Here is a 22,632-nt window from a genome sequence, read left to right as displayed (position 1 = left end):
CTTCATACCACCGCAAGTCTTGCGACTACTTCGACGCGAGGCCCATCTTCTCGCGCACTTCGCCGACGTTGTCGCGCGTCGCCAGCATGCCGGTCGTCAGCGTCAGCAGCGGCGGTTCCTTGCCCTGCGTGATCCACGTGTACATCAGTTCCGAGGTTTCCTCGCCGTGGCGCTTCGGGCTGATGATCACTGTGCCGAAGAAGCCCGTCGGCTGCGGCTTCTTGAACTCGTTCATCGCGGACTCCGAACCGCCGATGCCGATGCCGATCATGTTGTCGGCCTTGAAGCCGCGGCCTTCGGCCGCGCGCACCGCGCCGAGCACGCCTTCGTCGTTCAGCGCGTAAGCGACCCAGTGCTTGAACTGCGGGTTCTTCGTCAGCGCGATGTTGGCGGCGTTGAACGCGTTTTCCGTGTCGGTCTTCGCCTGCGGCGCGGTGACGATGTTCGCTTTCGGGAAGCCCGCGGCGACCAGCGCGTCGGTGGCGCCCGTGGTGCGGTCATGCGCGGTCGGCAACTGCTCGTAGGTCACGTCGATCGCGCCGACGTCCTTCATGTCCCAGCCGCGTTTCTTGATTTCAGCCGCGATACCGTCGCCGACCTGCTTGCCGATGTTATACGCCGAGATGCCCATGTGCGGCACCGCTTCGATCGGCTTGCCCGCGCCGTCGACGAGGCGGTCGTCGACCGTCATCATCTTCAGGCCGTCGGCCTTCGCCTTGGCGACGATGCCCGGCCCGAGCTTGACGTCGGGTGTGCAGATCACGAAGCCCTGTGCCTTCTGCGCGGCGAGGTTATCGATCGCGCTCATCACCTTCTCGCCCGACGGCGCGCCGATCTTCACGAGCGTGAAGCCCTTCTGCTTGGCGGCCATCTCGGCGAACTTCCATTCGTCCTGGAACCACGGTTCTTCCGGCTGCTTCACGAGGAAGCCGATCTTGACCGAATCGGCGGCCTGTACGACCGGTGCGTTGAAGAGCACACCCGCCGCCGCCGCTGCCAGCGTGAGGAAAATTCTGCGTTTCATAATGCGTGTCTCCTGACTAATTGATAACGAGAAGGTAATTGGCCGCGTCTTCTTGTACCGGTCTGACACACGCGGCCAGCGCGTCGTCCGGTGTTCTGTGCATCTGTTCGCGATGCGAATTCAGTCGTGATACAGCGCCGAGCGTCCGCCATCGACGGTAATGCAGCTCGCGTTGATGAACGGCGCCTCGTCCGACGCGAGGAACACCGCGGTCATCGCCACCTCCTCCGGGCGCCCGATGCGCTTCATCGGCTGCAGATCGAGTGTCGCCTGCTTCGCGGCGGCCGGATCGGACTGCTCGTTCCACCAGTCTTGCGTCAGCTGCGTCTCGATGTAGCCCGGCGCGATCGCGTTCACGCGCACGTTGCGCGGCGCGTACTCGATGCCGAGCGCGCGCGTCAGGCCAATCACGCCGTGCTTGGCGACCGGGTACGGAAAGCAGCCCGGAATGATCTTGAACGCGTGCGTCGACGCGATGTTCACGATGCTGCCCGCGCCACGCTCGACCATGCCCGGCAGCACCGCGCGACAGCCGTTCCACACGCCGTCGAGATCGACTGCGAAGCAGCGCCGCCAGTCGGCGTCGGTCATCGTCAGCGGATCGCAGAACACGTTGATGCCCGCGTTGTTGACGAGGATGTCGAGCGCGCCGAACGCGCGTTCGCCTTCGCTGACCGCGTGCTGCACCGACGCGGGTTGCGTCACGTCGGTCTGCACCGCGAGCACGCGCGCGCCGGCGCCAACGTCTGCCTCGATCTGCGCGGCCGTACGCTGCGCCAGGTCGAGGTCGAGTTCCGCCAGCACGACCGCCGCGCCCTCGCGCGCGAACGCCAGCGCGATCGCCGCGCCGATGCCACGCCCAGCGCCGGTCACGAGAGCGGCTTTGCCGGCGAGCCGGTTCATTTCTTCACGCCCGCGCGGGCGATCCGCAGACCGTTGATGAACGCCTTCGCATGCGACGCGGTCACCGCCGCGCTCTGGCCCGGCTTGTACAGCGCCGAGCCGAGGCCGAAACCGTTCGCGCCGGCGCTCAGGAACGGCCCCATGTTGTCCGGCGTGACGCCGCCGACCGGCACGAGCGGCACCTGCGCCGCGATCACCGCGCGCCATGCCTTGACGACCTGGCAGCCGAGCTGCTCGGCGGGGAACATCTTCAGCACGTCCGCGCCGTTCTTCAGCGCGATGAATGCCTCGGTCGGCGTCGCGACGCCGGGCGCGCAGGCGAGGCCCCGCGCCTTCGCGGCGATCACGACTTCCGGATCGCTGTGCGGCATCACGATGAGTTCGCCGCCTGCGGCCTTCACGTCGTCCACGAACAGCGGATGCAGCACCGTGCCCGCGCCGACGATCGCGTCGGCCGGCAGCACCTTGCGGATCGCCGAGATGCTGTCGAACGGCTGCGGCGAATTGAGCGGTACCTCGACGATGCGAAAACCGGCTTCGTACAGGGCCTGACCGTGATCGGCCGCGTCGGCGGGCGTGACGCCGCGCAGGATCGCGATCAGCGGACAGGCTTCGAACGCGGCGATCAGACCCGCGTGCGGCATGTACGGTGCGGGCAGATTGAGGTGTGGTTGCATGTCGGTTCCTTGTTTCGTGGGCGTCGTAAAGGGCGCTGCGGCCGGTCAGCCTGCGCGCACCGCCTGGGCGGACGGCCGGACGAGCCCCGCTTCGACGGCGACGTGCCACAGGCCGCGTTCGGTTGCATGCCTGACCGGCTCCGCGCGCAGACAGCCGAATTGCGCGAGCGCGAGGCGGTAGCGCTCGCACAGCGCGTCGTTGCCGATCAGCCGCAGACTCTGCTGCGCGAGCGAGCTGTCTTGCTGCGCGAGTACCGCTTCGAGGCCGGCGAGTTCGTGCCCGATCAGCAGACCCGACAGATAGTCGGGCTGTGCCTCGCTCGACAGCGCGCCGGTCAAGCCGAGCGTGCGCGTGCTGAACACGGTCGCGAGCACGCCTGCCTGGCCCTTCTCGCGCGCGATGTTCACGCCGCGCAGAAATGCTTCGGTATCCGGGCGATCGGGCGTGATCATCGTGCGGCCGAGAATGGTGTGCTCGCGCAGCGCGGCGAACACCTCGCCGGTCATGAACGTATGAAAGCGCTCGATGCGCTCCGCCTGCACGACCGCCCATTTCGCGTGCGTGCCGGGCAGACCGATCAGCGAGCGGGCGTTGCTGTCGCCCGGGTTCGCGTCGTGCGCGCCGTCCGCGTCCGCGCTGAGCGCGCCGAAAATCTGCGTCTCCTCGCCGCGCATCACGTTCGGCAGCTCGCCGCGTTGCAGCACGCCCGGCACGATATGCAGCGTCGCGCCGCGCGCGGTCTGCACGCGGACGATACCGGCCACCAGCGCATCGGCGTTCGCGGGTGTCTCGACGTACGGCGCTTCGAGCCAGCCCTGCGCGCTGCCGACCATCCCCGCCGCGATCACCGGCACGTCGCGCGCATGGTCGAGCCATGCGCCGCAGGCGTCGTCGAACGCGGCGTCGAAACCGCCCTCGGCCGCGCTACGCGGCAGATTCATGATGCCGGCCGTCGATGCGCGCGTCGCCAGCACGCGACCGTGCGCGTCGAACAGATAGGCGCGTAGCGACGTCGTGCCCCAGTCGAGCGCGATCAACGCGGCGTACGTGAAATCGACGGCGGCGGTCGCGTCCGGCTTCACGCCTGTGTCGGGCGCGGCGGCCGCCCGGTGATCCGCCAGCGTGGCGGTGCCCGCTTGTTTCATCGCTTGATCCTGCGCGTGGCGGGTTGCGGTGCGCGCCAACCGAGTTCTTCCGATATCGCGCGCGCCTCGCGCTGCACGACCGGAATCAGCTCGTCCATCCGTTCGAGCGACATATAGGGAATCGTGCTCGCCACCGACAACGCCGCGACGATCGCGCCCGACGCATCGCGCACCGGCGCCGCGACGCAACGGATCGCCGCTTCGTTCTCTTCGAGATCGAACGTGTAGCCGCCGGCCGCGTAGTTCGTCATGCGCTGCAGGAAGGTCGGCGCGTCGGGGCGGTTGTCGGGCTTGAAGCTGACGCCCGCGAGCGCGCGGCGCGACGCGTCGAACAGCGACTGCCATGCGTCCGGCGCGAGGTCGAGCATCATCGCCTTGCCGATGCCGGTCGACGCGAGTGGCATCCGATGACCGACGCGCGAGCGCATTTCGAGGCCGCGCGTGCCGGGGATCTTGTCGATGTACAGCACGTCGTCGCCGTCGCGCACGCCGAGGTGGATCGTGTCGAGCGTCTGCTCGGCCAGCGACTCGAGGTGCGGACGCGCGACGGCCGTCAGCGGCATCTGTTCGAGCGCGATCGTGCCGAGCTCGATCAGCTTCGGCCCGAGCAGATAGCCGCCCTGCACCTGGCGCAGATAGCGCGCCTGCACGAGGCTGCTGACGAGCCGGTGCGTGGTGCTGCGGGTCGTGCCGAGTGCGGCGCCGAAGCTGCGCAGGTCGCGCACGCCGGCCGCGGCCGCTTCGAGAATCGCCAGGCCGCGCAACAGTGTCTGCGTGCCGGCCTGCTGCGGCGTGATTTCCAGCAGCGTGACCGGCAGCCCGAGTCCGTCGACGGTCGCCGCGCGCGCCACGGGGCGCGACGCCCTCGCGGTAGCGGACGCACTGGCGGCGACATTGGCGGTGACGGCTGAAGCCTCGCGCGGCGCCGAATTGGGCGCGGGATTCGACGCGCTGTTCGGTCCGCCGTTCGACCCCTGCGCGGCCTCGGCGGCGCTCGCGGCGTGAGTGGGCATCGCTTTGTTCATGGCGATTCGCTTTCGGATGGTTTCTGCGCTTAGCGCGCGGGGCCGGAGAACAGGGCGGGAATGCGTGCGGCGCCGCGCTCGCGCGGCTGCTGTGGTTGGCTACCAGACATGATCGGTCTCGTCTCCGGTTTTTTTCTGTCGCTGTTCGCTGTTTTGGCGCGCTGGGGCGCCGACTCGCGATGCATGTTGGCTTGGATTGTAGGGCGACTTTTGAGAATCACCAATATGTGAATGTTGAGTCCATATAGTGAGATTTTAGTGGACGATCGAGTGTTTAGCGAACTGTCGCGGTCGCGGTCTGTTGACGCAAAAAAGCCCGCGCGAGGCGGGCTTCGAAGCAGGACAACGGGATCGAGGGCTCTTTCAATCCGGCAACTCAGCCGCGCCCATCCGCCGCGCAATCACGCGCGCGCGTTGCGTGAGATACGCCGAATTCCTGTGTTCATCGAAATACCTGGGGCGCGGCAGCATCACCGCGAGCCGCGCGGACTGCGCGGCCGTGAGCTTACTCGCCGAGGTCTTGAAGTAGTATTGCGCGGCCGCCTCGGCGCCGTACACGCCGTTGCCCCATTCGACCGAGTTCAGATAGATCTCGAAGATGCGCTGCTTGTCCATCAGCGTTTCGAGCATCCACGTGATGATCAGCTCCTGGCCCTTGCGGATATAGCTTTTCTCGCGCGACAGAAACAGGTTGCGCGCAAGCTGCTGCGAGATCGTCGAGCCGCCGCGCACGATCCGGCCTTGCGCCTTGTTGCGCTCCCACGCCTGCAGGATCGCGTCGGTTTCGTAGCCTTTGTTGTTGACGAAGTTCGCGTCTTCGGACGCGATGATCGCGCGCTTCAGGTTGCGCGAAATCTGATCGTACGGCACCCATGTTCGCTGCACCGACAGATCCGGCCGGTCCTGCGACAGACGCCATGCATCCGAGCGCATGAACGCGGTCGAGCGCGGATTGACGACGTTCCAGATTGCGATCTGCGCGAAGTAGTACGCCTGCGTCGCGATCCAGGCGATGGCCACGACCGCGGTCAACCAGGCGAGCCAGCGCAGCGGGCCGGGCTGACCGCGCGAACCGCTGGCGCGCCGCGTCGCTGTCATAGTGCGTGCTATCCGCGCGCCGACATTACGCGGGCGACGGCGCCGTCAGCAGCGCGCGCAATTCGGCGAGCACCGGCGCACTGTCCGGACGCACGCCGCGCCACACATAGAACGATTCGGCGGCCTGCTCGACCAGCATGCCGAGTCCGTCGGCGCCGCGCGCGCCGAGTTTCGCCGCGTGCTGCATGAAGATGGTCGGATGCGCGCCGTACATCATGTCGTAGGCGAGCATGCCGTTGCCGAATGCGCGATCGTCGCACTCGGGTAGCGATGCATCGAGGCTGCCCGCGGTCGCGTTGACGATCACGTCGTACTGGCCCGCTTCGATCGCGCGGGCGCTGCCGCCGGTCAGACGGCAGTGCGCGTCGCTTGCAGCCTGCGCGAACTGGTCGACCAGCGCTTCGGCCTTCTGCGCCGTGCGATTGACGATCGTCAGCGTATGCGGTGCGCGCTCGAGCATCGGCAGCACGACACCGCGCGCGGCCCCGCCCGCGCCGAGCAGCAGGATGCGCGCGCCCTTCAGCGACACGCCGAGATTCACCTCGATGTCGCGCACGAGCCCGACGCCATCAGTGTTGTCGCCGTAGATGCCGTCGGCGTCGACCCGCAGCGTGTTCACCGCGCCGGCTGCCGCCGCGCGCGGCGACAGCGTGTTCGCGAATGCATGCGCGTCGAGCTTGAACGGCACCGTCACGTTCAGGCCGCGTCCGCCCGCTTCGATGAACGCGCGCACGTGCGGCACGAACGCATCGACCGGCGCGAGCAGATGACCGTACTCGACCGGCTCGCCGGTTTGCGCGGCGAAGCGGCCGTGGATGAACGGCGACTTGCTATGCCCGATCGGGTTGCCGATGACCGCGTAGCGGTCGCGCGTCGGGTTGCCGCTCATCGTCCCGGCTCCGTGATGTGCTGGTCCTTGTCGGCGGTGTTCGGGGCATCGCTGCCGTCGCCGGTCGCCGCGGATTCGTCGGCGCCGGGGTTGTCGTTGGGATTGCCGCCGTCGGCTTCGGCTTCCGCCTCGGCCTCCGCTTCGCTTGCGGCGCTGTCGTCCGATGCGTCGAGCAGCTCTTCGTCGCCCTCGTACTCGCCTTCTTCGGCTTCGGCGCCGCTCGTCACGGTCGGCGCATCGAGCACGTGCAACAGACGCACCGACGCTTCGATCGTCAGTTCATCGATCGACATGACTTCCATCTGCAAACGCGTGCCGCGCGCATGCACGCCGAGGCCCGGCACGTGTAGCAGCAACGGAATTTCCTCGAGACGCACGAGATCGCCCTTCACGACCGATGCGACCACCTGCTTGCGGTTTTCCTGGGTGAGCCAGCGCAGACACCAGAAGTACTCCATGCGGCGCTGATAGTCGGCGTACGCGGTGTAGGTGTCGTCGAAGCCTTGCACGACCGCGAACAGATCGGCGTCCTTCGGCTTGAACGGCGCGGCGAGCTTGGCGGTCACGCCATGCTGCACGCACGCGATCAGCTGCCACTGGTTCACGAGGTCGACGTAGCGGCGCAGCGGCGACGTGCTCCACGCGTACTGCGTGACGCCGAGACCTTCGTGCGGCGCGGCGTTGGTCTGCATGCGCGTGCGCTTCGGGCCGCTCGGCGCGCCGAACGCGCGCTGCGTGCGATAGATGCCCGGCACGCCGTGATCGTGCAGGAACCCGCCCCACGACGAGTTCGCGAGAATCGCCAGCTCGGCGACGATCGTGTCGAGCGGCGAGCCGCGCCGGCGCGGCGTAATCGTGATGTGCTCGCCGTCGACGTAGAAATTGAAGTCGGTATTGCGCTGCACTTCGCGGCGCAGGCCGTAGCCGGCGCGCGCGGTCTGGCGCTTTTCGAACAGCGCTTGCGCGAACGGCCACAGCACGGCGATATCGTCCTTGTGCGGATACTCGCCGGTGCCCTCGGCGAGCGCCTCCTCGGTGACGATTTCGTCGAGCGTGTTGTGGCGCAGATTGTTCTTCACGAACACGCGCTCGGCTCGCGTTTCGCTCGCGACGATCTCCTGCGTCTCGCGATTGACGATCACGTACAGCGACAGCGCCGGCCGATACCCACCCTCGGCAAGCGTGAAGGTGTCGACGACGCTGTCGGGCAGCATCGTGATCTTGTCGCCGGGCATGTAGACCGTCGACAAACGCGCGCGCGCAATCGCATCGACGTCGTCGCCACGCTGGATGCCGAGCGCCGGCGCGGCGATGTGCACGCCGATGCGCACACGGCCGTCGGCCAGATGCTCGACCGAGAACGCGTCGTCGATTTCGGTCGTGGTGATGTCGTCGATCGAGAACGCTTCGACGTCCGCCTGCGGCAGATCGTCGGGCACGTTCGCGGCCGCGACGGACGGGAAGCCGGTGCCGTGCGGGAAGAACTCGGACAGGAACTTCGCTTCGTGCAGCGCGCGAGGCGATGCGATCGCGCCGCATTCGAGCATCAGCCGCGCCTGCGAGATGCCGCGCGCGGCCGCGGCGCCTTCGAGCGCCTTGTACTCGATCGTGTTCTTGTCGGGCTTCGTCAAGAGCGCGAGCCCCTTGCCGCCCGCGAACGCTTCAGGCAGACGGCCTGCCTTCAGCTCTTCCTCGTACTGCGCCTGCACGAGCGCCTGCTGACGCTTGCGCTCGAGGCCCGCGAGCGCCATCTTCAGTTGCTCCTGCGGCGCGCGCTGGTACATGCCGCGGCCCTTGCGGCGGAAGTATACCGGCGAGCCGTGCATGCGCAGCACCAGCGCCGCGCGCTCGATTGCGCCAAAGCTCGCGCCGAAGTACTCGGCGCCCAGTGTCGCGAACGGGAATTCATCGTCCGGCGCGCATTCCCACAGGAAGTCCAGATCGATCTCTTGCGCCAACGCGTCGGCCTGCTGCATCAGTTCGGCCGCGGTGGGCTTCTCGAACTCGATCAGCACATCCTTCGCGCGCACCTTCGCGCGTCGCCCGCCCGGCAACTCGACCTGAAACGCATCGCCCTGGCGCGACAGCACGCTGCCGGCCTTGAAATTGCCCGATTCCTCGAAGAAAACGTTCACTCAATACTCTCGTTCTGACTTGCGTCTGCCGTCGCGCCCGACGCCCTGTGGCGATCGATCACTGCATGCGCGGCACGGCAACCTGTTCGTGATAGTGAATCCGCGGCGCGCACTGCGCGTGCCAGCGGGTTGAATCTTGCGACCAGCGGTGGCGGTCGGTGTGTCTTTCGAATTGACGTCCTGGCAAGGTTCAGTGCCGCCGCCCTTGCGTGCCGTCAGGCCGCCGCGCGCGGCGCCGGCGGCTCGACATGTTCGGCGTCACAAAAGGCCAGCACGTCGTCGAGATACTGCGCGAACTCGCTGATCGCATGGTCGCTGCCCTCGATCAGCGTGGTGCGCGTGCCCGGATAGTGCGCGAGCATTTCGCGGTAGTCGAGCACTTCGTCGCCGGTGGCTGCCATCAAATAATAGCGTTCGGGCCGCGTGATCGACGCCACGCCGAGCGCGCGCAACTCATCCAGATGATGCCGCTCGACGACGATGCTGCCGCCACCGTGCCACAACGGCTGCTCGCCGAGATACGCGCTCAGGTCGCGCTGCGGCACGACCGCCGGGTTCAGCAGCACGGCCGGCCAGCCGTGCTTCTCGGCCAGATGGGTAGCGAAGTAGCCGCCGAGCGAACTGCCGATCACGGTCACCTGCCGCGCATCGCCCTTCGCGCATGCGTCGGCGACCAGCGATTCGGCGAGCGCCACGGTTTCGAACGGCGAAACCGGCAGCATCGGGCAGCACCACTCGTCGGCGCGGCCCAGCTCGGCGAGACGCGCCGCGAGCAGGCGCGCCTTGAACGAATTCGGCGACGAACGGAAACCGTGCAGATACAGAATCACGACGCGCCTCGCGTCGAAAGACCGTCGAGCAGCTTCTGATGCACGCCGCCGAAGCCGCCGTTGCTCATCACCAGAATCTGGTCGCCGGGGCGCGCCGCGTGGACCACCGCTTTCACGAGCGCCTCGAGGTTGTCGAACGCCTGCGCCTTGCCGTCGAGCGGCGCGAGCGCTTCGCCGAGGTTCCAGCCGAGCGCGTCGCGCCCGCTCGGCGCGCCGTAGCCGAACACGAGGTCGGCGTCGGCGAGGCTCGCCGGCAGTTGCGCTTTCATCACGCCGAGCTTCATCGTATTCGAGCGCGGTTCCAGCACCGCAAGGATTCGCGTGTTGTCGCGGCCGACCCGCGCGCGCAGGCCGGCCACCGTCGTCTCGATCGCGGTGGGGTGATGCGCGAAGTCGTCGTACACGGTCACACACGTCGACGCTGCCACGCACTTCCATGCGGCGCTTCACGTTGCGAAAGCCGGACAGCGACTTCGCGGCCTGCGCGGGCGGCACGCCGACATGGCGCGCGGCGGCGATCGCGGCGAGCGCGTTCATGCGGTTATGCTCGCCCTGCACCTGCCAGTCGACCACGCCGACGCGCTCGCCGCTGTGATAGACGGCGAAGCGTTCGTCGACGGGCACGCCTTGCTCCGCCGCCTGGATCTCCCAGCCGCCCTGGACGCCGAAGCGCTCGACCTCGCTCCAGCAGCCGCGCGTCAGTACGCGCTCGAGCGCGTCCTCGCGGCCGTTCGTGACGACGCGGCCCAAGCGCGGCACCGTGCGGATCAGATGATGGAACTGCGTTTCGATCGCGGCAAGATCAGGGAAGATGTCGGCGTGATCGAATTCGAGATTGTTCAGCACCGCCGTTTTCGGGCGGTAATGGACGAACTTCGAGCGTTTATCGAAGAATGCGGTGTCGTATTCGTCGGCTTCGATCACGAAGAAGCTCGAATCGGTGAGCCGCGCCGACACGCCGAAATTGAGCGGCACACCGCCGATCAGGAAGCCGGGGTTCAGGCCCGCGTCTTCGAGCAGCCAGGTCAGCATCGAGCTCGTGGTGGTCTTGCCGTGCGTGCCGGCCACGGCCAGCACCCATTTGCCGTTCAGCACGTGCTCGCCGAGCCACTGCGGACCGGACACGTATGGCAGGCCGCGGTCCAGAATCGCTTCCATCAGCGGGTTGCCGCGCGTGACCACGTTGCCGATCACGAATAGATCCGCGTTCAGGCCGTTCAGTTGGTCCGCGTCATAACCCTCGATCAGACCGATGCCTTGCGCCTCGAGCTGCGAGCTCATCGGCGGATAGACGCCGGCGTCGCAGCCGGTCACCGTGTGGCCCGCATTGCGCGCGAGCACCGCGAGTCCGCCCATGAAGGTGCCGCAGATGCCGAGGATGTGGATATGCATAAGCCTGTCGTGCCGCGGGGGCGTTTCTTGCGAGGGATGAGAGAGCCACAGGACGGTCGGAACGACCGTCTGTAAAGGACGCCTATTGTAACCGACGCGACGCGCGCTGCCCCTGGGGGCCACGCCTGGCGGCGGCCCGTCCCGGCCGCCGAACCGCGTCGCCAGGCCCGATCGAGTATCATGCAAGCATGGTCCGCAAATCACATTTCGATCCACAGCGCGTGCGCGAGGAAATCGCGATCGCGGCTGCACGCCTGATTGCCGAAGACGGTCTGGACTACGCCAGCGCGAAGCGCAAGGCGGCCCGGCAGGTCGTCGGCGAAACCCGTGTTGCCGGCGAATGGCTGCCGGATAACGATCAGATCGAAGAAGAAATCCGCGAATATCAGTCGCTGTTCCAGGGCGACAGCCAGCCGGCGCTGCTGCGGCGGCTGCGTATGATCGCGGTCGACTGGATGGAGCGGCTCGCGCCCTTCAATCCGTACCTAACGGGCGCGGTGCTTGGCGGCACGGCCGGCGAGCATTCGGATGTGCATCTGCAGGTGTTTTGCGACAACCCGAAGGAAGTCGCGATCTACATGCTCAACGCGAACATCCAGTACGACGTGTCGGAAACGCGCCATTTCGCGGGCCGTGGCTACGTTGAAACGCTGAGCTTTCTGTGGCGCCCCGCCAACGAGCGCAACGCCGAGCCGGTCGGCATCCACGTCGCGCTGTACGAAACCGACGACCTGCGTGGAGCGGTACGCGCCGACGCGCGCGGCCGCACGGCGCGGGCCAATTTGCCGGCGGTGCAGGCGCTGCTCGACGGCGACGAAGTGCCGTCCTTCACCAATTGATCAGACAGACCGGAGCACGATGAACACGAGACGTATGCTGGCGGGCGCGGTCGTCGCGCTGATTGCCGCGGGCGGCGGCGTGGTGGCCAATCACTGGCTCAATCGCGATACCGACGTCGCGTACGCGGCGCAGGCCGGCTCACAGCCTGACGCCCATGCGAGTCCTGTGCAGCAACTGTGGACTGCGCCGGTCACGAACGTCGACGGCAAGCCGCAGTCGCTGAGCCTGCTCAAGGGCCACCCGATCGTCGTTAACTTCTGGGCGTCGTGGTGCGCTCCGTGCGTCGAGGAAATGCCGGCGCTGTCGCAGATCCAGCGCGAGTACGCGAAGAAAGGCATCCAGTTCGTCGGCCTCGGCGTCGACTCGGAAAAGAACATCCAGTCCTTCCTGCAGAAGGTCAAGGTCGCGTACCCCATCTACGTGACCGGCTTCGGCGGCGCCGACCTCGCGCGCGCGTTCGGCAACAATGCGGGCGGTTTGCCGTTTACCGTCGTGATCGACGCAAAAGGCAACATCCGCTCGACAAAATTGGGCCAGATCGACCCGACAGCGCTGCGCCAGACGCTCGACGCGCTGTAAATCTCCCATTTCCCACGCTGCGCTTTTTGGCATGCGATTCCGTGCAGAACGAGCAAAAATGCGCGGATAATCCCCGAATTTGAGTGAAGTTGGACCCAACGCTGCGCCGCGGCCCGCGCCGGCCGTCGCCGCGTACGCGCGCGAAACTAGACAAGTTTCTCTAATCAGCGCTAAAGTGCGCGCAATTCCACGGAAAAAGAAGCGACCATGACGCGACTGCTGGTACTGCACGGGCCCAACCTCAATCTTCTCGGCACCCGGGAACCCGAGGTCTACGGTCGCGTGACCCTGCCGCAGATCGATCAGGCGCTCGCGGACCGCGCAGCCGACACAGGCGTCGAGCTCGCGTCATTCCAGAGCAATCACGAAGGCGCGCTGGTCGACCGCATTCAGGCCGCCCGCACCGAGAACACCGATTTCATCCTGATCAATCCCGCCGCGTACACGCACACGAGCGTGGCCATTCGCGACGCACTGGCGGGGGTCGGCATCCCGTTCGTCGAGATTCATCTGTCGAACGTGCATCGCCGCGAACCGTTCCGGCATCACTCGTATTTCTCCGACCAGGCTGAGGGCGTCATCTGCGGCCTCGGCTGGAAGGGCTATCTGTACGCGCTCGAATTCGCGCTCGACCGGCTCGCGGCCGGGTCGTCGCGCGGCTGAATCCAAACACGTCCAATTTGAGCCGGCTACTGCGACTTTGCACACGCCGGCACACTACGCATTGAAAGGGGCAACCTGATGGATCTACGTAAACTCAAAACTCTGATCGACCTCGTCTCGGAGTCCGGTATTTCCGAACTCGAAGTGACCGAGGGCGAAGGCAAGGTCCGCATCGTCAAGAATGCGCCGCCTGTTTACGTCCAGCCGTCCGCCTCATACGCCGCGCCGCAATTCGCACAGCCGGCACCGTTCGGCGCTGTCGAAGCACCGGCAGCCCCCGCGGGCGCTCCGGCCACGCCGGCCGCCGCAGCACCGCAGGGTCACGTTGTCACCTCGCCGATGGTTGGCACGTTCTACCGCGCGCCGTCGCCGGGCGCCGATCCGTTCGTGCAGGTCGGCGACACAGTCAAGGAAGGCCAGACCATCTGCATCATCGAAGCGATGAAGCTGCTCAACGAGATCGAGTCGGACAAGTCCGGCGTGGTCAAGGAAATCCTCGTCGAAAACGGCCAGGCGGTCGAGTACGGCCAACCGCTTTTCGTGGTCGGCTAACGCGGCACGCGCTATCCGCCGCCCGCGCGCCGCTCATCCCCAGGCGCGCGACCGATCCTCTGCGGCAGCCGGCGTCGTGACCGACCCGGCGCCCATTGATGAGTCGAAAACCCGCTATGTTTGAAAAAATCCTCATTGCCAATCGTGGCGAGATCGCGCTTCGAATCCAGCGCGCCTGCCGCGAGCTCGGCGTCAAGACGGTCGTCGTCTATTCGGAAGCCGACAAGGAAGCCAAGTACGTGAAGCTCGCCGACGAGGCGGTCTGCATCGGCCCGGCACCGTCGAATCTGAGCTATCTGAACATGCCCGCGCTGATCAGCGCGGCCGAAGTCACCGACGCCGAAGCGATCCACCCCGGCTACGGCTTCCTGTCGGAGAACGCCGACTTCGCCGAGCGCGTCGAGCAGTCCGGCTTTACCTTCATCGGCCCGCGTCCGGAAACGATCCGCATGATGGGTGACAAGGTCACGGCCAAGCAGACCATGATCAAGGCCGGCGTGCCTTGCGTGCCGGGTTCGGAAGGCGCGTTGCCGGACGATCCGAAAGAAATCGTGAAGATCGCCCGCCAGGTCGGCTATCCGGTCATCATCAAGGCGGCGGGCGGCGGCGGTGGCCGTGGCATGCGCGTAGTCCACACGGAAGCGGCGCTCGTGAACGCGGTCAACATGACCCGCGAGGAAGCCGGCCGCGCGTTCGGCAACCCGCAGGTCTACATGGAGAAATTCCTCGAGAACCCGCGGCACATCGAAATCCAGGTGCTGGCCGACTCGTTCAAGAACGCCGTGTGGCTCGGCGAGCGGGACTGCTCGATGCAGCGCCGTCACCAGAAGGTGATCGAGGAAGCGCCGGCGCCGGGCATCGCGCGTCGTCTGATCGACCGCATCGGCGATCGTTGCGCGGACGCGTGCAAGAAGATGGGCTATCTCGGCGCGGGCACCTTCGAGTTCCTGTATGAAAACGGCGAGTTCTACTTCATCGAGATGAACACACGCGTGCAGGTCGAGCATCCGGTGACCGAACTGATCACCGGTGTCGACATCGTGCAGGAACAGATCCGCATCGCGGCCGGCGAGAAGCTCACGTTCCGTCAGCGCGACATCCAGTTCCGCGGCCATGCGATCGAATGCCGGATCAATGCCGAAGATCCGTTCAAGTTCACGCCGTCACCGGGACGCCTGACCTCGTGGCATATGCCGGGCGGTCCCGGCATCCGCGTCGATTCGCACGCCTACAATGGTTATTTCGTGCCGCCGAACTACGACTCGATGATCGGCAAGCTGATCGCTTACGGCGCCACGCGCGAACAGGCGATCATGCGGATGCGCATCGCGCTGTCGGAAATGGTGGTCGAAGGTATTCAGACCAACATCCCGCTGCACCGTGAGCTGATGCTCGATGCGAAGTTCGTCGAAGGCGGCACCAGCATCCACTACCTCGAAAACCGGCTGGCCGCGCGTCAGCAGGTCGCGGAAGAAGCGTAAGTCATGAGCTATCGGGAACTGGTTGCCGAACTGGCGCGCGAGCACGCGGAGGAGTTGTCCGACGCGCTGCTCGAGCTGGGCGCGCTGTCGGTGTCGGTCGAAGACGCCGACGCCGACACGCCCGACGAGCAGCCGCTGTTCGGCGAGCCCGGTCTCACGCCGGATCGCACGGCATGGCAGCATTCGCGTGTGATCGCGCTGCTCGCGCCGGAACACGATCCGGCCGTGCTGCTAACCGCCGCGGCCAACGAGATCGGACTCGATGCCGCGCCGGCATATAGCGTGCGCGAGGTCGAGGAGCAGGACTGGGTGCGGCTCACGCAGTCGCAGTTCGATCCGATCCAGATCGGCGAGCGCATCTGGGTCGTGCCGTCGTGGCACGATGCGCCGGATCCCGACGCGCTCGTGCTCGAACTCGATCCGGGCCTCGCCTTCGGCACCGGCAGCCACCCCACCACGCGTCTGTGCATGGAGTGGATCGAGCAGTCGATCAAGCCCGGCCAGTCCGTGCTCGACTACGGCTGCGGCTCGGGCATCCTCGCGATTCTCGCGAAGAAGTGCGGCGCCGATCCGGTGATCGGCATCGATATCGATCCGCAGGCGGTCGAATCGGCGCGTCACAATAGCGAACGCAATCACGCCGAAGTCACCTATGGCCTGCCCGATGCCTGTCCGGCCGGCGAGTTCGACGTCATAGTCGCGAACATTCTCTCCAATCCGCTCAAGCTGATGGCGTCGATGCTGTCGTTGAAGGTGAAGCCGGGTGGCCACATCGCGCTGTCGGGCATTCTCGCGCGCCAGGCCGAGGAAGTCGCGCAGGTCTACGCGCGCTGGATCGATATCAGCGTGTGGCGCGAACATGAAGGTTGGGTGTGCCTCGCCGGAACGCGCCGCGAAAGCCATTAGAATAAGGCGTATTGTCAACCTAACGGCCTCAGGCTCCACGGCTCGATATGCACCTGGCGACGCGTTGCCCCTTCTGCGAAACTGTCTTCCGTCTGCAACCGGCGCAGCTTGCGCAGCGCCGCGGCCTCGTGCGGTGCGGGCATTGCCAGGAAGTCTTCGACGCGTCGAGCAGTCTGTTCGACGTCTCCGAAGGCGGCGATTTTTCCACGGCCAAACCGGTTGCCGCCGCGGCGGCAATCGAAGCGCTGTCGGGTGTGCGGCAACCCAACCCGGACTTCAGCGGCGACGCGTGGGACCCATGGGCGCCGGCTTCGGAACAAGACTCCACCAGCATTTCACGCAGCACGCTCGATAGCCGTTTGCGCGACCGCGCAAGCAGCGTGCCGCTCGCGCCGCTGCCGCCTGGCGGCAACGAGCACGCACCCGTCACATCGGGCACTCCTCGCCAGGCGACCGAACCGGAATTGCGCGCCGGCGCTTTCACGGCACCGCTACCCGCGAACGATGAGCCGACGCTGGCCGACGCGCCGCTCGAACCCTTCGCCTATCCTGCCGACAACGCGGTCGATGAACCGCCTATCGTCCCGCCCACCGCGCCTGCTCCACCACCGCGAGTCGAAGACGAAGCGCCGCGCGTCTGGCACAAGATCGAACGCCCCGAGCCGTCCACGCTCGATGAACCGGCGCTGCGCGAACCAGCAAGTCTGCATGGCATGCCCGACAACGAGCCGCGCTTCGGCCCGGTCGGTGGGGGCGTGGCCGGCTTCGGCGCCGCCGCAGGCATGGGTGCCGCAGGTGCCTCGGGCGCCGGCGGTCCCGGCGGCCCGCGCCCGCCGGGCGGTCCGTCGGCCGCCCCATCGAACGGCGAGCCGTTCTCGGTCAATCCTCCCGTCGGCGATGGCGACGATCCGTTCCCGGTCGTGCGCGAAACCCGCCCAGTGGACGCCGGACGCGTCGGCTGGATCGTCGCCGGTGTGGTGCTTGCCGCGCTGCTCGTCATTGCGCTGCTCGCGCAACTCGCGTGGTGGCAACGCGAGACCGTGATGGTCAACCTGCCGCGCTCGCAGATCCTGTACGCGCAGGCCTGCGCGCATCTCGGCTGTCAGCTGACGCCGCCGCACGACCTCGAAGGCCTGCTGGTCGAGCCCTCCGATCTGCGGCAGATCGACGGCCCGCACAAGCTCGAGCTTAAGATGCCGCTGCACAACCGCCTGAACATCGCGCTCGCCTACCCCGCGATCGAACTCACGCTGCTCGACGATCAGAACAACGTCGCCGTGCGGCGCGTGCTGTGGCCGCAGGATTACGTGCCGCCCGGCACCGTGATCGCGTCCGGCCTGCCCGCGCACGCGACGCAGACGATGATCGTGCACCTCGACACCGGCACCGCGATCGCCTCCAATTTCCGCGTACAGATTTTTTATCCGTAACGCACCCTCGCGCGCCCGCTCCCGAGCGGGCGCATCATTGTCATCACTGACGCCCTTTTCGGAGCACAACACATGAGTCAAGTCACGCTGGGTGGCAACCCGATCGAAGTAAGCGGCACGTTCCCGTCGGTCGGCCAGCAGGCCGCCGCATTCTCGCTGATCGGCCGAGACCTGAAGCCGCTGACGCTCGCCGACTTCGCCGGCAAGCGCAAGGTGCTCAACATCGTCCCGAGTCTCGACACGCCGACTTGCGCGACGTCGACGCGCAAGTTCAACGAAGCCGCCGCGAAGCTCAGCAACACGGCCGTCATCGTCGTGTCGGGCGACCTGCCGTTCGCGGCGTCGCGCTTCTGCACGACCGAGGGCATCGAGAACGTGGTGACCGCGTCGACGTTCCGCGGCCATGAGTTCGCGCAAGCGTACGGCGTCGACGTGACGAGCGGTCCGCTGGCAGGCCTGACCGCGCGCGCGGTCGTCGTGCTCGACGAAAACGACAAGGTCGTGCACGCCGAGCTGGTCGGCGAGATCAAGAACGAGCCGAACTACGACGCAGCGCTCGCCGCGCTGAAGTAAGCCCTCTCGCGCGCGAACGACGGCGCCGCGCCTCGCGCGGCGCCCTCGGCGCGGCGCGTCTCTTCCCAACGCTTTCATACAGGAACGCTCGCCTTGGCTACGCTCATCTGCGGCTCGCTCGCGTACGACAACATCATGACCTTCGAAGGCCGCTTTCGGGAGCACATCCTGCCGGAGCAGGTCCACATCCTGAACATAAGCTTTCTCGTGCCGACCATGCGTCGCGAGTTCGGCGGCTGCGCGGGCAACATCGCCTATGCGCTGAATCTGCTCGGCGGCGACGCGCGCATCATGGGCGCGATCGGCGCCGTCGACGCGCAGCTCTATCTGGACCGGCTCGCGCAGCTCGGCCTGTCGACGGAAAACGTGCTCGTCGTGCCCGGCACCTACTCGGCTCAGGCGATGATCACGACCGACCTCGAGAACAACCAGATCACCGCTTTCCATCCGGGCGCGATGATGCAGTCGCATCAGAACCGCGCCGACGAAGTGGAGGGGCCTGACGCTCGGCATCGTCGCGCCGGACGGCTATGACGGCATGGTCCAGCACTCCGAACAGCTTGCCGCCGCAGGCGTGCCGTTCATCTTCGATCCGGGCCAGGGCTTGCCGCTGTTCGACGGCGAGACGCTGCGGCGCATCATTGAACTTGCTACCTATGTAGCGGTCAACGACTACGAAGCCGCGCTGGTGAGCAACAAGACCGGCTGGTCGATCGAACAGATCGCCGGCAAGGTCGACGCGCTGATCATCACGCTCGGCGAGAAGGGTGCGCAGATCCATCACGGCGGCGGTATCGAAGAGATTCCGGCGGTCACGGCCAGGCAGGTGCTCGATCCCACCGGCTGCGGCGACGCGTTTCGCGGCGGCTTGCTCTACGGTATCGAGAAGGGTCTCGGCTGGGCCACGACCGGCCGTCTCGCCAGCCTGATGGGCGCACTGAAGATCGAGCATCAAGGCCCGCAAAACTACGCGCCCAGCCGGGCGGAAATCAACGAGCGGTTCAAGCAGGCCTTCGGATACGACCTGCACTGATATCGCGTGCTATGGGAGTTTGGGAATGAGAACATCGAGTCGCCTGATCGTCGTCACCTTGATCGCCGGTTCGCTGGCCATGTCGGGGTGTGCGGTCAACAGCAGCTCTCCCGACGTTTTCACCGCCTCGCAGGCGCAGCGTGAACAGACGGTTCGCATGGCCACGGTGGAGAGCGTGCGCGCGGTGCGGATCAGCACGAACGACGGTCAGCCGATCGGCATCGGCGCACTCGGTGGCGCGGCGCTCGGCGCGCTCGCCGGCAGCACGATCGGCGGCGGACGTGGCTCGGTCGCGACGGGTATCGTCGGCGGCATCGGCGGTGCGGTCGCCGGCAATGCAATCGAAAACCGCGTCGCCATGCGCGACGGTATCGAAATCACCGTGCGTCTCGACAACGGCGACATGCGCGCCGTCACCCAAACTGCTACCGGCGAAATCTTCCGCGCCGGCGATCGCGTGAGGGGCTGCTGTCGAGCGGCGGCGTGACGCGCATCACACACTAAGCGCACCTCCCGCGCGGCGGCGCGTAGTTCAGCGCCGCGACGACGACTTCACACGCATGGGTCCTCACGGGTCCATGCGTGTTTTTTCTTTTCGGGACGACGGGCAAAAAAAACCCGCCACCGGCACACCGGTAACGGGTCATTGACCGGGCGGCGCTCGCAAGACATCGAGCACGACCCGGTCATCCGACACATCGTACGATGTGTCGACCTAATGCTACCGCTTACGGACGGCTGCCCGTCGGGAACGGCCATGCCGCTGCCGGGTTCAGCGCGGTCTTCACCGTCGCCGCCGGTGCGCTTGAGACAGCAGGCGCAGCGGGAGCAGGCGCGGCCTTCTTGGCGACAGCCTTCTTCGCAGGGGCAGCCTTCTTCGCAGGCGCAGCGGCCTTCTTCGCGGCAGCCTTCTTGGCAGGTGCAGCTTTCTTGGCTGCAGCCTTTTTGGCAGGCGCCGCCTTCTTGGCAGCGGCCTTCTTCGCCGCGACCTTCTTCGCCGGTGCTGCCTTCTTCGCTGCGGCCTTCTTCGCCGGTGCGGCCTTCTTCGCTGCGGCCTTCTTCGCTGCGACCTTCTTCGCTGCGACCTTCTTCACCGCGGCTTTCTTCGCCGGTGCTGCCTTCTTCGCCGCGACCTTCTTGGCTGCAACCTTCTTCGCCGCGACCTTCTTCACTGCGGCTTTCTTCGCCGGTGCGGCCTTCTTCGCCGCAACCTTCTTCGCTGCAACCTTCTTCGCGGCGACCTTCTTCACTGCGACCTTCTTCGCGGCGACCTTCTTGGCCGGAGCAGCCTTCTTAGCCGGAGCAGCAGCCTTCTTGGCTGCGGTCTTCTTTGCTGCGGGCTTCTTGGCCGCGGCTTTCTTTGCAGTTGCCATCATTTTCTCCTTCAGGTTTTCAGATGAGGTCAGTTCAAACTACACCCTTCGTCAAAACCCGCTTCCCGCGGACGCTTCTCAGGGCGCGCGCTACGAAGCGGGCTATTCATCGGCGTACGCAGATGCGGCGCGCTTACGCTAATGAATGCGGTAAGGCGCGCCGTGCCCGAAGGCACCGCGCGCCAAATCTGGTCGGCGTCGCAAGGCGACGCCGGCAATTGCTTGATCGGGCCGCCGGCGACGACGCCAGCGGCTTTTTCCGGGGGGAAGTTTGCCCATCCCACTGAAGGGTCCGCAAAGTGCCTGTCATGTTTGTGGGCCGTCAAGGCACCGGGCACGCTTTGCATCAGGCCGTTCTGCTCCTAACCCGGGGCGCCGCGGCCACAGGCGGCGGCATCCCCATCAATGAATACATCCGCGATACGAATCCCGGCTTACTCCCAGGAAAGCGCACCGCCAGTCTGATATTCGATCACTCGCGTCTCGAAGAAATTGCGTTCCTTCTTCAGATCGATCATCTCGCTCATCCACGGGAACGGGTTTTCCTCGTTCGGGTAGAGCGGATCGAGACCGATCTGCTGGCAACGGCGGTTGCAGATGAAGCGCAGATAGCTCTTGAACATCGACGCGTTGAGGCCGAGCACGCCACGCGGCATCGTATCTTCGGCGTAGCGGTATTCGAGCTCGACCGCCTGCTGGAAGATCGCGCGAATTTCGGCGCGGAACTCAGCTGTCCACAGGTGCGGGTTTTCCAGTTTGATCTGGTTGATCAGATCGATGCCGAAGTTGCAGTGCATCGACTCGTCGCGCAGGATGTACTGGTACTGTTCCGCCGCGCCGGTCATCTTGTTCTGGCGGCCGAGCGCCAGGATTTGCGTAAAGCCGACGTAGAAGAACAGGCCTTCCATCACACAGGCGAACACGATCAGCGAGCGCAGCAGCGTCTGGTCTGCTTCGAGCGTACCGGTCTTGAAGGCCGGGTCGGTTAGCACGTGGATGTACGGAATCAGGAATTCGTCTTTCGCGCGGATCGACGGAACCTCGTGATACGCGTTGAAGATTTCGCCCTCGTCGAGACCGAGCGACTCGACGATGTACTGGTAAGCGTGCGTGTGGATCGCCTCTTCGAACGCCTGGCGCAGCAGGAACTGGCGGCATTCGGGCGCCGTGATGTGGCGGTAGGTGCCCAGCACGATGTTGTTGGCGGCGAGGGAATCTGCCGTCACGAAGAAGCCGAGGTTGCGCTTGACGACGCGGCGCTCGTCTTCGGTCAGCCCGTTCGGGTCTTTCCACAGGGCGATGTCGCGCGACATGTTCACTTCCTGCGGCATCCAGTGGTTGGCGCAACCCGCCAGATACTTTTCCCAGGCCCACTTGTACTTGAACGGCACCAGCTGATTGACGTCGGTCTGGCCGTTGATGATGCGCTTGTCGGCAACATTGACGCGCGCTTCGGAAGCGGCCGCCGCGTTGCCAGCCGCATTGCCAACATGAGCGACGGGAGCGACAGCGATGTCGTTCGCGAAGACTTCTTGAGCGAAGGGAGCATGCGAAGCGGAACGCGTTCCGATTTGCGAACCCACAGCCGACCCCGCAGCGTTGCGCAACACGTTCGGTTGCGTCGCGCTCGAGGGAGTTACGGCAGTGATCTCGTCATCCCAGTTGAGCATAAATGTCACCATCAATTTAGAACGGTTTGTACCATCTTTTCACGAGCGATAAAAGAGCTCACTCGCGAAAATTCCTGTTTTCGATTCGCGTTGCTACGTTCATACAACACTTTGTTCGACATGATGCGTGTGACCCATCCAGTGACGCATCGAGTGACGCGCGATGAACGCGTGTTGAACATGTGTTGCCGAGGTCCTTCGCGAACTCGAAGAGCAACGTTTCGACACGACGTTTCGTTGCTCTATCTATATGTATTGCGCAGTGCGTTCACGGCATCCGCCGACTGATCAATGGACTGATCGATGGATTGATCGATGCCGCACGAGCCGCGCTGAGCATGTTGCGTCAGCGTTGGCGGTCGAGCTGCGATGCCGTGTCGAGCGATCGTCTGGTGTCGCCAACGGCTGGGTTG

Annotated in this window: 20 protein-coding genes and 3 pseudogenes; 10 read left to right on the top strand and 13 right to left on the bottom strand. The window is 65.8% G+C overall.

Annotation, left to right across the window (positions count from 1 at the left end; all coding sequences use genetic code 11):
• Nucleotides 1-25: 25 nt before the first annotated feature.
• The 10 genes and pseudogenes from OKW45_RS15170 to mpl form a co-directional block, all read right to left on the bottom strand.
• Nucleotides 26-1,024, bottom strand: coding sequence for an arabinose ABC transporter substrate-binding protein (locus OKW45_RS15170; protein ID WP_018421833.1), 999 nt, complete (start codon nucleotides 1,022-1,024; stop codon nucleotides 26-28).
• A 120-nt stretch (nucleotides 1,025-1,144) separates the two neighbouring features.
• Nucleotides 1,145-1,927, bottom strand: a complete 783-nt coding sequence (locus tag OKW45_RS15165) for an SDR family oxidoreductase (RefSeq protein WP_429469557.1) — start codon at nucleotides 1,925-1,927, stop codon at nucleotides 1,145-1,147.
• Nucleotides 1,924-2,604: a 2-dehydro-3-deoxy-6-phosphogalactonate aldolase gene (locus tag OKW45_RS15160; RefSeq protein ID WP_018421835.1), complete on the bottom strand. Its 681-nt coding sequence runs from the start codon at nucleotides 2,602-2,604 to the stop codon at nucleotides 1,924-1,926. The genes OKW45_RS15165 and OKW45_RS15160 overlap by 4 nt, the downstream gene beginning before the upstream one ends.
• A gap of 45 nt (nucleotides 2,605-2,649) precedes the next feature.
• Nucleotides 2,650-3,750: a 2-dehydro-3-deoxygalactonokinase gene (locus tag OKW45_RS15155; RefSeq protein WP_429469555.1), complete on the bottom strand. Its 1,101-nt coding sequence runs from the start codon at nucleotides 3,748-3,750 to the stop codon at nucleotides 2,650-2,652.
• Nucleotides 3,747-4,775: an IclR family transcriptional regulator gene (locus OKW45_RS15150; RefSeq protein WP_018421837.1), complete on the bottom strand. Its 1,029-nt coding sequence runs from the start codon at nucleotides 4,773-4,775 to the stop codon at nucleotides 3,747-3,749. The genes OKW45_RS15155 and OKW45_RS15150 overlap by 4 nt, the downstream gene beginning before the upstream one ends.
• Nucleotides 4,776-5,138: 363 nt before the next feature.
• Complete coding sequence (mtgA, locus tag OKW45_RS15145; RefSeq protein WP_429469552.1) at nucleotides 5,139-5,873, bottom strand: monofunctional biosynthetic peptidoglycan transglycosylase; 735 nt, start codon at nucleotides 5,871-5,873, stop codon at nucleotides 5,139-5,141.
• Nucleotides 5,874-5,898: 25 nt separating this feature from the next.
• Nucleotides 5,899-6,762, bottom strand: a complete 864-nt coding sequence (gene aroE / locus OKW45_RS15140; protein WP_429469549.1) for a shikimate dehydrogenase — start codon at nucleotides 6,760-6,762, stop codon at nucleotides 5,899-5,901.
• Nucleotides 6,759-8,897, bottom strand: coding sequence for a ribonuclease catalytic domain-containing protein (locus OKW45_RS15135; protein ID WP_429469546.1), 2,139 nt, complete (start codon nucleotides 8,895-8,897; stop codon nucleotides 6,759-6,761). The genes aroE and OKW45_RS15135 overlap by 4 nt, the downstream gene beginning before the upstream one ends.
• Before the next feature lie 215 nt (nucleotides 8,898-9,112).
• The gene (locus OKW45_RS15130; RefSeq protein ID WP_018421841.1) at nucleotides 9,113-9,727 is read right to left on the bottom strand and encodes a YqiA/YcfP family alpha/beta fold hydrolase; all 615 of its coding nucleotides are present in this window, start codon (nucleotides 9,725-9,727) and stop codon (nucleotides 9,113-9,115) included.
• Nucleotides 9,724-11,170: pseudogene (gene mpl / locus OKW45_RS15125) on the bottom strand (UDP-N-acetylmuramate:L-alanyl-gamma-D-glutamyl-meso-diaminopimelate ligase). Before mpl ends, OKW45_RS15130 begins: the two are co-directional and overlap by 4 nt.
• A gap of 137 nt (nucleotides 11,171-11,307) precedes the next feature.
• On the opposite strand from mpl, the gene OKW45_RS15120 reads away from it, so the two are divergent.
• The 10 genes and pseudogenes from OKW45_RS15120 to OKW45_RS15075 all read left to right on the top strand — a co-directional run bounded on the left by OKW45_RS15120 (nucleotide 11,308) and on the right by OKW45_RS15075 (nucleotide 19,680).
• Nucleotides 11,308-11,958 (top strand): UDP-N-acetylmuramate--alanine ligase, encoded by a 651-nt coding sequence (locus OKW45_RS15120; RefSeq protein WP_429469543.1) that lies wholly within the window; start codon nucleotides 11,308-11,310, stop codon nucleotides 11,956-11,958.
• Between the two features lie 19 nt (nucleotides 11,959-11,977).
• Nucleotides 11,978-12,538 carry a TlpA family protein disulfide reductase gene (locus OKW45_RS15115; RefSeq protein WP_429469540.1) on the top strand — a complete coding sequence of 187 codons (561 nt, stop codon included), beginning with the start codon at nucleotides 11,978-11,980 and terminating at the stop codon, nucleotides 12,536-12,538.
• A gap of 207 nt (nucleotides 12,539-12,745) precedes the next feature.
• Nucleotides 12,746-13,201 (top strand): type II 3-dehydroquinate dehydratase, encoded by a 456-nt coding sequence (gene aroQ / locus OKW45_RS15110; RefSeq protein WP_018421845.1) that lies wholly within the window; start codon nucleotides 12,746-12,748, stop codon nucleotides 13,199-13,201.
• Between the two features lie 78 nt (nucleotides 13,202-13,279).
• Nucleotides 13,280-13,753: an acetyl-CoA carboxylase biotin carboxyl carrier protein gene (gene accB / locus OKW45_RS15105; RefSeq protein ID WP_018421846.1), complete on the top strand. Its 474-nt coding sequence runs from the start codon at nucleotides 13,280-13,282 to the stop codon at nucleotides 13,751-13,753.
• A gap of 116 nt (nucleotides 13,754-13,869) precedes the next feature.
• Entirely contained in the window at nucleotides 13,870-15,234 is a 1,365-nt protein-coding gene (accC, locus tag OKW45_RS15100) for an acetyl-CoA carboxylase biotin carboxylase subunit (protein WP_018421847.1), read from the top strand.
• A gap of 3 nt (nucleotides 15,235-15,237) precedes the next feature.
• Nucleotides 15,238-16,140, top strand: a complete 903-nt coding sequence (prmA, locus tag OKW45_RS15095) for a 50S ribosomal protein L11 methyltransferase (protein WP_429469537.1) — start codon at nucleotides 15,238-15,240, stop codon at nucleotides 16,138-16,140.
• A 47-nt stretch (nucleotides 16,141-16,187) separates the two neighbouring features.
• The gene (locus OKW45_RS15090; RefSeq protein ID WP_429469534.1) at nucleotides 16,188-17,570 is read left to right on the top strand and encodes a zinc-ribbon and DUF3426 domain-containing protein; all 1,383 of its coding nucleotides are present in this window, start codon (nucleotides 16,188-16,190) and stop codon (nucleotides 17,568-17,570) included.
• A 72-nt stretch (nucleotides 17,571-17,642) separates the two neighbouring features.
• Nucleotides 17,643-18,143 carry a thiol peroxidase gene (tpx, locus tag OKW45_RS15085; protein ID WP_018421850.1) on the top strand — a complete coding sequence of 167 codons (501 nt, stop codon included), beginning with the start codon at nucleotides 17,643-17,645 and terminating at the stop codon, nucleotides 18,141-18,143.
• 93 nt (nucleotides 18,144-18,236) lie between these two features.
• Nucleotides 18,237-19,176 (top strand): annotated as a pseudogene (locus OKW45_RS15080) (carbohydrate kinase family protein).
• 25 nt (nucleotides 19,177-19,201) lie between these two features.
• Nucleotides 19,202-19,680, top strand: a pseudogene (locus OKW45_RS15075) (outer membrane lipoprotein).
• A gap of 224 nt (nucleotides 19,681-19,904) precedes the next feature.
• Here the strand turns inward: OKW45_RS15075 and OKW45_RS15070 are convergent.
• From OKW45_RS15070 to OKW45_RS15060, 3 genes are all read right to left on the bottom strand, one after another.
• Entirely contained in the window at nucleotides 19,905-20,549 is a 645-nt protein-coding gene (locus tag OKW45_RS15070) for a histone H1-like DNA-binding protein (RefSeq protein ID WP_429469531.1), read from the bottom strand.
• 29 nt (nucleotides 20,550-20,578) lie between these two features.
• Nucleotides 20,579-20,896 carry a hypothetical protein gene (locus OKW45_RS15065; RefSeq protein WP_084754174.1) on the bottom strand — a complete coding sequence of 106 codons (318 nt, stop codon included), beginning with the start codon at nucleotides 20,894-20,896 and terminating at the stop codon, nucleotides 20,579-20,581.
• Nucleotides 20,897-20,983: 87 nt separating this feature from the next.
• Nucleotides 20,984-22,219 (bottom strand): ribonucleotide-diphosphate reductase subunit beta, encoded by a 1,236-nt coding sequence (locus OKW45_RS15060; RefSeq protein ID WP_018421854.1) that lies wholly within the window; start codon nucleotides 22,217-22,219, stop codon nucleotides 20,984-20,986.
• Between the last annotated feature and the right edge of the window lie 413 nt (nucleotides 22,220-22,632).

It is taken from the genome of Paraburkholderia lebeckiae (genome assembly GCF_050436225.1).
GTDB classification, from domain to species: Bacteria; Pseudomonadota; Gammaproteobacteria; order Burkholderiales; family Burkholderiaceae; genus Paraburkholderia; species Paraburkholderia tuberum.
This window is presented reverse-complemented; position numbering and strand designations above follow the sequence as displayed.